This window comes from Robertmurraya mesotrionivorans (genome assembly GCF_050971805.1).
Taxonomy (GTDB): Bacteria; Bacillota; Bacilli; order Bacillales; family Cytobacillaceae; genus Robertmurraya_A.
Genome location: NZ_JBPCCH010000001.1, coordinates 95,630 through 108,470, shown reverse-complemented (window position 1 = coordinate 108,470; position 12,841 = coordinate 95,630). Strand labels below are relative to the sequence as shown.

The window sequence follows — 12,841 nt, the reverse complement described above, 5'->3', positions numbered from 1 at the left end:
CATGAAAACAAAATGGTCATACTGCTTGTGAACACTACTGTTTTTATTTTACAACAAAATAAAAACACGAGGAGGAGTCATTCATGGCTCGTTATACTGGCCCAAGCTGGAAATTATCACGTCGTCTTGGAATCTCTCTAAGCGGTACTGGTAAAGAATTAGAAAAGCGTCCTTACGCTCCTGGACAACATGGTCCAAACCAACGCAAGAAGTTATCTGAATACGGTTTACAATTACAAGAGAAGCAAAAGCTTCGTCATATGTATGGAGTGACTGAGCGTCAATTCCGTAACTTATTTGACAAAGCTGGTAAGATCTCTGGTAAGCACGGTGAAAACTTCATGGCTCTTTTAGAGTCACGTTTAGATAACGTAGTATACCGTTTAGGTCTTGCTCGTACTCGTCGTCAAGCTCGTCAGCTTGTTAACCACGGTCACATTTTAGTAAATGGCAAGCGCGTTGATATCCCATCATTCCGCGTATTACCTGGTCAAACAATTTCTTTACGTGAAAAGTCACGTAACCTTGACATCGTTAAAGAAGCAGTTGAAGTTAACAACTTCGTACCTGATTTCTTAACTTTCGATGCTGACAAATTAGAAGGTACATTCACTCGCTTACCTGAGCGTTCTGAATTACCAGCTGAAATCAACGAAGCTCTTATCGTTGAATTCTACTCTCGTTAATAAAAAAGAGATCCAGCGAAACTCGCTGGATCTTTTTTCTTATTCTGCTTTGGTTTCTTTTAAATCCTCTGCTAACTGATCAATACTTTGACGGACATTTCCTTTACCAGCAAATGTTTCAAGTAGGTTTTTTACATCAATTCCTGATGAAGCCTTCAACGATTCTTGTAACGAAGACATCAAGCTGGTTGCATAACCCGTAACTTTATTCGCTCCGCCACCTTCACCACCACCTGTATCAACAACGGTGATTTTATCAATATTGGATAGTGGACTTGCAATCTCCTTCGCGTATTCCGGAAGCATTCTCACAATCATGTCCATAACAGCTGCTTGGCCGTACATTTCGAACGCTTCTGCAATCTTACGCTTCGCTTCTGCCTCAGCTAACCCTTTCAGGCGAATGATTTCTGCTTCTGCTTCCCCTTGAGCTCTCTCAGACTCAGCTTTAGCTAGACCATCCAGTCGTACCTTTTCAGCATCCGCTTTTGCCATCGCTTCAATTCGATATTTATTCGCATCGGCTTCAGCTAACTGTCTTGCCTTGTCTGCTGCAGCTGCTTGTTCAACGGCATAACGATCCGCATCTGCTTTCTTCTTTACTTCAGAATCGTATTGTCGTTCACGACGTTGAATCTCTTTTTCTTCCAATTCGATCTGCTTTTGACGTTCGATAATTCGAATTTGCATTTCTTGTTCCGTCACTTCCTGCTTCGATCTCGCTGTTTCAAGATCATACGCTTGGTCAGCACGTGCTTTTGCAATATCTTGCTCACGACGGTATTCAGCAATCTTCATTTGATTGATTTTTTCAGCTTCAGCAATTTCTGTTGCTCTTTCAAGTTCTGCTTTTTGAGCTTCTTTCGCTGCTTCCGCCCGCTTAATCCGAGTTTCTTTTTCTGCCTCTGCAGTCGCAATGTCTGCATCTCTTTTTACCTGGGCAATTCTTGGCTTACCTAATGAATCCAAGTATCCATTTTTATCTCTTACATCCTTAATCGTAAACGATACAATAACAAGTCCCATTTTCGCTAAGTCCTGCGAAGCCACTCTCTGCACTTCTTGAGAAAACTTATCACGATTCTTGTAGATTTCCTCCACGGTCATTGACCCTAATATCGAACGTAGATGACCTTCAAGCACTTCCTTCGCTTCGTTTTCTCGGTCTTCCTTCGCTTTTCCTAAAAACTGTTCTGCTGCTGTCGCGATTTCTTCAATAGATCCTCCAATCTTAATAATTGCAACTCCATCAGCCATAACAGGAACCCCTTGCTCCGTATACACTTCAGGTGTCGTCACTTCAAGTTTGCTAGAAAGCAAGCTCAATGGTTCTGCTTGTTGGAACACTGGAAAAATAAATGCCCCGCCACCTCTTATAATTTTTATACGATTTCCTGACTCATCAACATGAACATTTTTACTTCCTAAATAACTCCCTGTAACGATTAACGCTTCATCAGGTCCAGCTGTACGATATTTTGTAATGAATACAGCAATAAGTGCAATAAGTAAAAAGGCAACAATGCCCCCTACAATAAAAATGGGTAACATAGACATCTCTCCTTAAGTAAAAAATAGCTTTTCTGTTTTCTCGTAATGCGCAACATGCAGAACTCCATCCTTCACATCAATCACTAACACCTTTTGTCCTTCAGCAATCACTTCATTGTCAAAGCTCACCGCTGGTTTCGAAATCGTCCCACTGCTGCTTTTTAGCACAACCTCACCAAACCCATCTTGTGGAATGGGAATAAGCACCGTTCCTACTCTCCCTTTTAATGAATCTGAAGTATAAACGAGGGATTCCTCTGCAGAAGACAATGGAACAAGCACAAAGATATTTAATAGAGTATCTAATATAATAGCAATGACAATTGAAATGAAAAGAATCACCAAACTATTTAGCGACGTGATTAACTCTAATAAATAACCTGATGCTGACAAAAACGTGAGAAACGCAAGAATAAGTGTTGGATTCAAAAAATCAAGAGCGGCTTCTGCAATATCACCAAAAAAAATGTACAGCACCGTTAACGCACCAGAAACAATAAGTGTTGTCAGATAAACCGTCTGGATTGGAAAACCAAAGAGCTCCATTTAATCACCTCTTTTCTAAAACTTAAATCTCCTTTCGTATGTAATTAGTAGTTAATACGAAAGGTATAGAAAAAGGTTTCAAAAAATTTCCTTATGGAAGTTTGGGAGCTAGTTTTAGTGCTTTAAGAGTGAACAAGAATGGAATGAACTTCATTACGATGATGAACTTCATTTCAATAGCAATTCTCCGTCCTAATGATCTTCATAAGGACAATGAACTTCATTTCAATAACATTCCTCCGTCCTAATGATCTTCATAATGGTGATGATCTTCATTTCAATGGTATTTGAGTAACCGATTGATATTCATACCAAAAATAATCTTCATTTCTTCATTCAAATTTAATAATCCAAATGACACTCTACTCGTAATAAGCCCATTGGTGGATTCCAACAATTTCGAAGTTTTTTTCAAGGAATCTCCTTACCCTCTGCTTAGGAATTACTTCGTTACACCATAAATAAATTTCGGTCGTAGTGACTTTCCTCTTCGGAAATAGTAGCTTGTATTCTTTCACACTTCGTAGTAATGCTAATGGTAGTTTTTCTTCATAACCACATTCATGACATAAGCAACTTCTCCCCTTTACTGAAATAAAAAAAGAGTTGCATTCTAAACAGATAATCCCCTTCCGAACCCCATCATAACTGTAACTCGGCAATTGCTGATAGGGAGACTCGGTGAGATGAAGGGAGGCTAATTTTTCGGCTAATATCCTGTGCTTTCCGTTTAATTTTGATGGGGTTGTGTTAAGTCTTTTAAGGAGTCTTTTAACTTGAGTAGGAAGAACAAGAGGCTTACCGAGAGGAGCTTGAAACAGGCTGAATTCGGGGTTAATAAAAATGACCTTAGCGCTTATCTGAGAGTGATAGCCCAAATGTTGAAGTAACTGTCGTAATAAAGTTTCACTTCTACTTAATTGGGTTAGAGGATTGATGACTTCCGTTTTGTTCATTACATACAATTTCTCATTTTCATAATAATAATCACCTTCATGATTCTTGACCTCAAAAAAGTACACAGTGTCAGAGGTGATAATCAGTGCATCAATCTGAAAAACGGTGTGATTGATTCTTAGTAACAAATCATTCAAAATCAAACACTCACACTCTAGCTTTTCAGTCATCGAATCAAAGAGTACCTCCCCGTCGTATCCTTTTCTTAACACTAAGTAATGTTGTTTGTCTTTTTCCATTAAACCCATTCGCGAGTTTAAGGCTTCGAGTATTTGTAACTCAGATTATTCACTTCGGGATTTGTATATCATTGTCCACATCCTTTCGTTCCTCTAATTATATAATTGTTTCCTTTGCCTTCCTCCCCATATGATTGACTATTTTATTACAACCAAAAAAGGACCGCTTAAATAGCGGTCCCCACTTCATTAGTATTTAATCAAGAAGTACTTCTTTTTCCCACGTCGAATAACAGTAAACTCTCCGTCAATGCGGTCTTTTTCATCTAATGTATATTCGAGCTCATTCACACGTACTCCATTTACAGAAATCGCACCATTTGCCACATCTTCACGTGCTTGACGCTTCGACTGTACAATCCCAGCATTTACAAGTAATTCAACAATATTCAGGCTGCTGCCTTGTTCGTAAGTAAATGAAGGTACATCCTTGAAGCCTTGTTTAATTTCGCTACCTGTTAAGCTTTGAATATCACCACTAAATAAAGCGGCGGAAATTCGAATGGCTTGTTGTAATGCATCTTCACCATGAATCAAACGAGTCATTTCTTCACCTAAAGCTTTTTGCGCCTTACGAAGATGGGGCTCTTCTTGAACGGCTTTTTCAAGCTCTTCAATTTCTTCTTTAGATAAGAATGTAAAGAACTTCAAGTATTTCACAACGTCAGCATCACTCGTGTTAATCCAGAACTGGTAAAACTCGTATGGAGACGTTTTTTCTGGATCTAACCAAACAGCTCCACCTTCCGTTTTCCCGAATTTCGTTCCGTCAGCTTTTGTCACTAGAGGAATCGTTAAACCAAAAGCTTTTGATCCTTCTGGTGACATCTTTCTGATTAACTCAAGACCTGTTGTGATATTTCCCCATTGGTCGCTTCCACCAATTTGCATTCGACACTCATGGTTTTTATGCAGGTAGTAGAAATCCATTGCTTGTAAAATCGTGTACGTAAATTCAGTGAAAGAAATTCCCGTTTCTAAACGTGAGGAAATGGTATCCTTCGCCAGCATGTAATTGACTCCCACATGCTTTCCAAAATCACGTAAAAACGTAACGATATCCATGGAGCCAGCCCAATCGTAGTTATTTACCATAACTGCGCCGTTTTCACCCTCAAAATTAAACAGTCGATTCAACTGTCCCTTGATTCCCGCTACATTCACCTGAACTTGTTCAAGTGTTTGTAGCTTTCTCTCTTCACTTTTTCCACTCGGATCACCAATTAGACCTGTTGCTCCTCCAACTAAAACGATTGGTCGATGTCCTGCTTGTTGAAAACGTCTTAATGTTAAAAACGGAAGCAAATGACCAATATGCATGCTATCAGCTGTTGGATCCACACCACAGTATAACGAAATCTTTTCTTTATCTAAAACATCCTTAATACCCTCTTCATCTGTTTGTTGGTAGACGATTCCTCGCCACTGTAAGTCCTGTAATAAATCCATACAAAGATCCTCCTTAATTGTGAGAAAAATAAAAAAGCCCCTCCGAATCAAAGATTCGAAGGGACGATTAATTATATCGCGGTACCACCCAACTTGAGGAAAAATAAACTCCTCCACTTAAAAAGATAACGGAATAACCGTTTACTGCTATAACTGACTTTAATTACAGGTTCACAGTAAATGCTCAGGGAGGTAATTCGATATTCTACATGTACTGACTCGCATCAACCGTCAGCTTTCTTTAACAGAGATAGAACAGCTACTAATTCCCGTCAAGGCAAAATATTTAGGTGTTATTAGCATTTTTAACATAAAGGAACCTTTATTGTCAATCCAATTTTAGGTAATTTATCATAAAACGACAGGATTCCCCTTTTTGATAGCCTTTTTGTGGTATAATATAACTTGATTTTAGGGGGAATGTTGCCAATGAATGAAGAACGTAATTGGAAAGAAAAACTGAGGACATTGCTTCAACTTTTTACAAATAAAAAAACAGTAAAAGGTGCGAGCATTACCTATCAAGTAGTTTGGAACCTGACCTTAATATTACTTATTATTATTCTACTTGGTGGGGCGTTTGCAGGTGGTGTTGGAGCAGGCTACTTCGCATCATTGACAAAAAACGAACCTATCCGATCTTACGAAAGTATGAAGAAAGATATATACAACTATGAAGAAACATCAAATCTTTATTTTGCAAATGATGTATACCTCGGAAAGCTTCGAACGGATTTAGAAAGAGAAGAAGTAAAATTAGAGGAAGTGTCCGACTATTTAATAAAAGCGGTCGTTGCTACTGAGGACGAATACTTTTATGAACATGACGGAGTAGTTCCTAAGGCGATTCTACGTGCACTTTTCCAAGAGGTAACAAACTCCTCTGTCCAGTCTGGTGGAAGTACGTTAACACAGCAGCTAATTAAGAATCAAATCCTAACAAATGAAATTTCTTTTGAACGTAAAGCGAAAGAAATTCTTCTTGCTCTCCGATTGGAAAAGTTTTTTGACAAAAAAGAAATTTTGGAAGCGTATTTAAATGTATCGACCTTTGGTAGAAATTCCTCTGGAAGAAATATTGCAGGGGTCCAATCTGCTGCAAAGGGACTATTCGGGATTAGTGCAAAGGAATTATCACTTCCGCAGGCAGCCTTCATTGCTGGTTTGCCACAAAGTCCTTTCGGCTACACTCCTTTTACCAATAAAGGAGTGCTAAAAAAGAACCTTGAGCCAGGGTTAACAAGAATGAAGACTGTATTACAAAGAATGTACGAAAATAATTCGATTACAAAAGATCAATATGACACTGCATTAACCTATGACGTGACAAAGGATCTTATCCCAGCTGGGACAAGTTCTATAGAGCAATATCCATGGGTTACCTTTGAAATCGAAAAAAGAGCCATAGACATACTTGCTAAAATTCTTGCTGAAAAAGATGGTTATACAGAAGAAGACTTACAAAATGACAATGCTTTGTTTGAAGAATATCAAACTTTAGCAGACAGAGATATTCGTCGTAACGGGTATGAAATTCACTCAACGATTGATAAGAACCTTTATGACGCGATGGACAAGGTGAAAAATGAGTATCAAAACTATGGGCCTGACAAGGCAGAAACGGTGATCGACCCCGAAACAGGGGAAGAAGTGACCATTATGGAACCTGTCCAAGTAGGTGCGATTCTTATTGAAAATAAAACCGGTAAAATTTTGAGTTTTGTAGGCGGTAGAGAGTATTCCGAAGACTCGCAGCTGAATCATGCTACGAATGCCATTCGTCAAAACGGGTCAACGATGAAGCCGCTGCTTGTTTACGCTCCTGCTTTTGAGCTTGGAAAGGCTTCACCAGGTAGTATTCTACCTGATGTACCGTTACGATTAGCTCCTGGGATTAATCGCCCTTGGCCAACGAACTATGATAAGAGCTATAGTGGACTGGTTACAGCGAGATACGCTTTAGCTAAATCATTTAACGTTCCTGCAGTTAAACTATACAAAGATATTATTGGTCAGAGACCAGCGGAATACTTAAAGAAGATGGGATTCTCCGCTTTAACTCCTGGTGACTATGAACAATTGTCAACGGCTATTGGATCATTAGACAACGGAGTAACCGTTGAAGAAAACACAAATGCATTTGGTACTTTTGCTAACGGTGGACAGTTTATCGACGCATATATGATTGATAAAATCGTTGATAAAGATGGAAATATTCTTTACCAGCATGAAGTAAAACCGGTAGAAGTATTCAGCCCACAAACCGCTTACCTCACGATTGATATGATGCGTGATGTAATCAATATGGGAACAGCTACTTCCGTTAAAAATAGACTAAAGTTTTCATCCGATTGGGCTGGGAAAACTGGAACAGGAACAGATTTCCATGATGCTTGGTTCGTGGCGGTAAATCCAAATGTCTCTTTTGGTATTTGGAACGGATATGATACACCAAAATCTTTAAAATCATCTGGCCTCAATTATAGCTTACGGAATAACTATTTATGGGCTGACTTGATGAATGCAGCTTACGATGTAAATCCTGCTTTAATTGACCCTGCTGAAAGCTTTAACATGCCTGGTGGAATTGTGAGACGTTCATTCTGTGGTATTTCTGGATTGCTTCCTTCAGATGCATGTTCAAAGGCTGGACTAGTTCAAACCGACTTATTTAATGCGAAATACGTACCGACGACTGTTGATGACAGCTTAGTCCAAGGAAAATATGTAACAATCGGAGATAAAAAGTATTTAGCACTAGATTCAACTCCAGCTGAGTTTGCTGAAACAGGAATGATATTAAACCCTGATTATATTGAAAAACTCTTTGGAATTAAGACAGGAGTTCAAAACCTGATTCCGAAAAAGAATAATAGCAATTGGGCAAACATTCTTCTTCCGGATGATAAACTTTCAGATAATGGAAAGGCACCATCTCCTTTATCAATAGGTGTTAATGGCAATCAAATTACTTGGGGTTCTCACCCTGAAAATGATATTGTTGGATATCGTGTGTATTTGAATGGAAATAAAGTTGCTAGTATTAAGACCGGCTCTGCACTTTCGTTTAGTGGTGGAAACGGTAAATATTATGTAACCGCGGTTGACATTGCTGGACAAGAATCAGCACCTTCGAATGAGGCATTAGTCGGGCCAAAAGAAGAGGAAAAGCCTGCTGAACCACCAGCAACAGATCCTGGAACTGAAACAGGCACAGACCCTGGTACAGGAGGAGAAAACGGCTCAGAAAATGATAACGGAAATAGTGACGGAACAAATCCTGGTAATAACGGTGGAAATGGTTCAAACGGATAACAAAAAAAGCAATCCTCTATGAAAATGAACTGCCCCATAAATGTTAGACATCAATCTTACATTTATGGGGTATTTTTATGTCTAATTTTACAGCGGAAAATAGAATACAAATGGTTTTAAGGTATTTAAATGGTAACGAATCCATTAAGGAAATTTCACGACAGGTACAGATAAATAAGAGTGTTTTGAGTGGATGGATTCGTCTTAATGAACAACATGGTAGTGAAGCTTTCCTAAAAAACTATACAAGCTATTCAACTGAGTTTAAAATGAATGTACTAAATTATATGAACGAGATGGGTACATCCTCATCCTCTGTTGATGCAGCAGCAATTTTCAATATTTCCTCTCCTGGAATGATTCGGAATTGGCGAACAAAGTGGAAACAAGGTGGAATAGATGCCCTACAATTAAAGAAAAAGGGGCGCCCATCCATGTCGCGATACGACGATAGCCATAACGTCCTTTATGTTCATGATAGATTTCTTTTATTTCCTCTTTTACATTCGCATACTTATCGGCTTGATTTAATCGTTTTTCCCAATAATAATAAGTACTTCGTGGAATGTCTGCGACTTCAACTAAATCCACAACATCATACTGATCCTTTAGTTCAAAAATTACTTGCGCTTTGATTTTGTTTGTAATTTTTCCTGCATTTGAACTAAAGCATTCAACTTTTTTAAGTATGCATTTTCCATTTCTAGTTTTTTAATTTTCGCTTGTAATGCTTCTACTGTACCTTCAACTGGTGTTGGTGCTGCTTTCTTTGATTCACTTTTCTTTGTTTCTTTCTAGAACTAAAGAAAAAAGGCATTCATCATGATCCAAAAACTATTAATAGTTTAATGAATGCCATGGGCTTAAAATGTCTAGTGCGTATGAAGAAATATCGTTCCTATAAAGGTAACGTAGGAAAAATTGCACCAAACGTATTACAACGCGATTTTAAGGCAGAAAAAATGAATCAGAAATGGGTTACAGACGTCACAGAATTCCACTTATTTGGAGAGAAGCGTTATCTTTCACCGGTACTCGATTTATGCAATGGTGAAATCATTGCTTATAAGGTGATGAAACGTCCTGTTTATAAACTCGTTGGTGAAATGTTAGACAAAGCAATTGAGTATCTTAAACCTGGAGATCAAGTAATTCTTCATTCTGATCAGGGCTGGCATTATCAAATGAAACAGTATCAAAAAACCTTAGAACAGCACAAAATTACTCAGAGTATGTCACGTAAAGGCAACTGTTTAGATAATGCGGTCATTGAGAATTTCTTTGGCTTATTAAAGTCTGAGTTGCTTTACCTGCAAGAGTTTAAGAGTATTGAGCATTTTGAAAAAGAATTAGAAGAGTATATTGATTACTACAACCAAAAGAGAATGAAAGCAAAATTAAAAGATCTGAGTCCAGTAGAATACCGAACTCAGATCTTAGAAGAAGTTGCCTGAAAAATTTGTCTAACTTTATTGGGTCAGATCAAAAGAGGATTGCTTTTTTCTTAATCTTCCATTGTAGAAAGATCACCTGTTGGTAAATCTAACTCCCACGCTTTTAAGACGCGGCGCATAATTTTACCACTTCTTGTTTTCGGAAGTTTATCTCGGAATTCAATTTCACGAGGAGCTGCATGAGCCGCTAACCCTTTTTTCACAAATTGACGGATATCTTCCTTTAACTCTTCCGTTACTTCGTATCCATCTCTTAATGCAACAAATGCCTTAATAATTTCCCCTCTTACTGGGTCTGGCTTCCCAATGACACCTGCTTCAGCGACTGCTGGATGTTCAACCAGTTTGCTTTCCACTTCGAAAGGTCCAACACGTTCACCAGATGTCATAATCACATCGTCAATTCTTCCTTGGAACCAGAAATAACCATCTTCATCCATATATGCAGAGTCACCAGACACATACCAACCACCCGGCATAAAATACGACTCGTATTTCTGCTCATTTTTCCAAATGGTATGCATCATGGATGGCCAGCCTTTTTGAATGGCTAAGTTACCCATTCTATATGGAGGCAGTTCATTTCCTTGGTCATCAACGATTGCTGCTTTTACTCCTGGAATAGGTTTACCCATAGAGCCTGGCTTGATTTCCATACAAGGATAATTACAAATTAATTGAGCGCCCGTCTCTGTCATCCACCATGTATCATGAATTCTAAGCTGGAATACCTTCATACCCCAACGAACGACCTCTGGATTTAATGGCTCACCCACACTTAATATATGCCTTAAGCTACTTAGGTCAAAGCGCTTTACCACTTCATCTCCCGCACCCATCAGCATTCTAAAAGCGGTTGGAGCACTATACCAAACACTAACGCCGTATTCTTCTATCATTTTGTACCATGTTTCTGGATTGAAGCGGCCACCTACAACGACATTAGATGTCCCTGTTAGCCATGGACCAAAAATCCCATAGGAAGTTCCGGTTACCCAGCCTGGATCAGCAGTACACCAGTACACATCGTCATCCTTAAGGTCTAATACCCATTTTGCCGTTTGATAGTGTTGAATCATTGCATTATGTACATGTAGTACACCTTTTGGTTTTCCCGTTGACCCTGATGTATAGTGTAGAATGAGTCCGTCTCTTCGGTCTACCCATTCAATGTCTAGCTTGCTGCTTGACTCTTCAAATCTCTTTTTAAAATCAATAAACTTACCTTCTTCTTTAATATTTTCTCCCACCAAGAAAATCGTTTTTAAATCAGGAAGTTCATCTACTGGGACTCTCTCGAGGAGTTCCGGTGTTGTCACAAGAACCTTTGCCTCACTGTCTTCCAAACGATCTCGAACAGCACCTTCCATAAATGCTTCAAATAATGGTCCAACAATGGCTCCTAGTTTGATTGCTCCTAAAACAGCAAAATACAATTCTGGTGATCTCGGCATAAAAATGAAGACACGGTCCCCTTTTTCCACATCTCCAAATGATTTTAATGCATTACCAGCTTTGTTTGAGAATTGCTTCATTTCTTTAAACGTATACTTTTCATTACGATCTGCATCTCGGTAGTAAAGAGCAACCTTGTTTTTACGGTAGGATTCTGCATGTCGGTCAATCGCTTCATACGCAAGGTTTACTCGACCTGTTTCAGACCATGAAAATTCCTTTTCCACTTCTCGCCAGTCGAATTGCTTGTACATATGATCATAGTTTCCTAGATTAAATACACCATTGACTACTGATAGCGCTTCCACTTTCATCAAACCGTATCCCCCTTTGTTCATGCTTACTGTTATTATATAACAGAAAAACCTTTTTCTCAATTTTTAAAATATTTGTTTAGGAAAATATTTATGTCACAAAATCTTTTTAAATTTAACAGAAAATTTAGTGAAAGCGCTTAAATTAAGTGATTTTCATGTATAATATTGATTACAAAAGGTACGATTTTCATTGGGTGGTGTATAGATGGAACATATTAAAATATATAATGCAAAAAAATTAAAAACTCCCCATGGTGATTTAATTATTGAAGGTCCTATTTCTCCTGAAGCCTTATCAGGTTATGAATTTCATCATGACTTAATTGCTTTTCGACCCCCAGCGCAACAGCATCAAGCACTAATTGAAATCGCAGCCCTGCCAGAAGGAAGGATTATTGTAGCGAGGGACCGTCATACAATTGTTGGTTATGTTACCTATTTATATCCAGATCCTCTCGAGCGCTGGTCTGAAGGGAAAATGGAAGACCTAATTGAATTAGGTGCCATTGAGGTTATTCCAAAATACCGAGGCTGCAGCGTAGGGAAAAACTTACTTATCGTCTCCATGATGGATGATGCAATGGAAGATTTCATTACTATTACAACGGAATACTACTGGCACTGGGATTTGAAAGGTACTGGCTTGAATGTGTGGGAGTATCGCAAAATTATGGAAAAAATGATGAATGCCGGCGGTTTAGAATATTTTGCAACTGATGACCCTGAAATTAGCTCTCATCCGGCTAACTGTCTTATGGCTAAGATCGGAAAACGTGTTCCCAATGAATCGATTGAAAAGTTTGATCGATTAAGATTCATGAATCGTTTCATGTACTAACTCTTTGCTATTCTAATAGAGTGATGTATTCATA

General features: G+C 38.5%; 8 protein-coding genes, 3 pseudogenes and 1 other annotated feature. Of the genes and pseudogenes, 5 read left to right on the top strand and 6 right to left on the bottom strand.

Annotation, left to right across the window (positions count from 1 at the left end):
* Positions 1–83: 83 nt before the first annotated feature.
* Positions 84–686, top strand: coding sequence for a 30S ribosomal protein S4 (rpsD, locus tag ACRX5O_RS00545; protein WP_119709411.1), 603 nt, complete (start codon positions 84–86; stop codon positions 684–686).
* Positions 687–725: 39 nt separating this feature from the next.
* Here rpsD and floT read toward each other — a convergent pair whose 3' ends face one another.
* The 4 genes from floT to tyrS all read right to left on the bottom strand — a co-directional run bounded on the left by floT (position 726) and on the right by tyrS (position 5,428).
* Positions 726–2,237 carry a flotillin lipid rafts scaffold protein FloT gene (gene floT, locus ACRX5O_RS00540; protein WP_433904168.1) on the bottom strand — a complete coding sequence of 504 codons (1,512 nt, stop codon included), beginning with the start codon at positions 2,235–2,237 and terminating at the stop codon, positions 726–728.
* 12 nt (positions 2,238–2,249) lie between these two features.
* Entirely contained in the window at positions 2,250–2,783 is a 534-nt protein-coding gene (locus ACRX5O_RS00535) for an NfeD family protein (RefSeq protein ID WP_433904167.1), read from the bottom strand.
* A 362-nt stretch (positions 2,784–3,145) separates the two neighbouring features.
* Complete coding sequence (locus ACRX5O_RS00530) at positions 3,146–4,012, bottom strand: nuclease-related domain-containing protein (protein ID WP_433904737.1); 867 nt, start codon at positions 4,010–4,012, stop codon at positions 3,146–3,148.
* 156 nt (positions 4,013–4,168) lie between these two features.
* Entirely contained in the window at positions 4,169–5,428 is a 1,260-nt protein-coding gene (gene tyrS / locus ACRX5O_RS00525) for a tyrosine--tRNA ligase (protein ID WP_433904166.1), read from the bottom strand.
* 56 nt (positions 5,429–5,484) lie between these two features.
* Positions 5,485–5,713 (bottom strand) — a binding site (T-box leader).
* A 144-nt stretch (positions 5,714–5,857) separates the two neighbouring features.
* Between tyrS and ACRX5O_RS00520 the strand changes: the two genes are divergently transcribed.
* Both ACRX5O_RS00520 and ACRX5O_RS00515 read left to right on the top strand, forming a co-directional pair.
* Positions 5,858–8,743 carry a transglycosylase domain-containing protein gene (locus tag ACRX5O_RS00520; RefSeq protein ID WP_433904165.1) on the top strand — a complete coding sequence of 962 codons (2,886 nt, stop codon included), beginning with the start codon at positions 5,858–5,860 and terminating at the stop codon, positions 8,741–8,743.
* Positions 8,744–8,820: 77 nt separating this feature from the next.
* Positions 8,821–9,162 (top strand): annotated as a pseudogene (locus tag ACRX5O_RS00515) (transposase); the annotation flags it as partial.
* Between the two features lie 22 nt (positions 9,163–9,184).
* Here the strand turns inward: ACRX5O_RS00515 and ACRX5O_RS00510 are convergent.
* Positions 9,185–9,525 (bottom strand): annotated as a pseudogene (locus ACRX5O_RS00510) (IS3 family transposase); the annotation flags it as partial.
* 15 nt (positions 9,526–9,540) lie between these two features.
* On the opposite strand from ACRX5O_RS00510, the pseudogene ACRX5O_RS00505 reads away from it, so the two are divergent.
* Positions 9,541–10,197, top strand: a pseudogene (locus tag ACRX5O_RS00505) (IS3 family transposase); the annotation flags it as partial.
* Between the two features lie 50 nt (positions 10,198–10,247).
* On the opposite strand, the gene acsA reads toward ACRX5O_RS00505, so the two are convergent.
* Positions 10,248–11,966, bottom strand: a complete 1,719-nt coding sequence (acsA, locus tag ACRX5O_RS00500) for an acetate--CoA ligase (protein ID WP_433904736.1) — start codon at positions 11,964–11,966, stop codon at positions 10,248–10,250.
* A 208-nt stretch (positions 11,967–12,174) separates the two neighbouring features.
* Between acsA and ACRX5O_RS00495 the strand changes: the two genes are divergently transcribed.
* The gene (locus ACRX5O_RS00495; RefSeq protein WP_433904164.1) at positions 12,175–12,807 is read left to right on the top strand and encodes a GNAT family N-acetyltransferase; all 633 of its coding nucleotides are present in this window, start codon (positions 12,175–12,177) and stop codon (positions 12,805–12,807) included.
* The last annotated feature ends 34 nt before the right edge of the window (positions 12,808–12,841 follow it).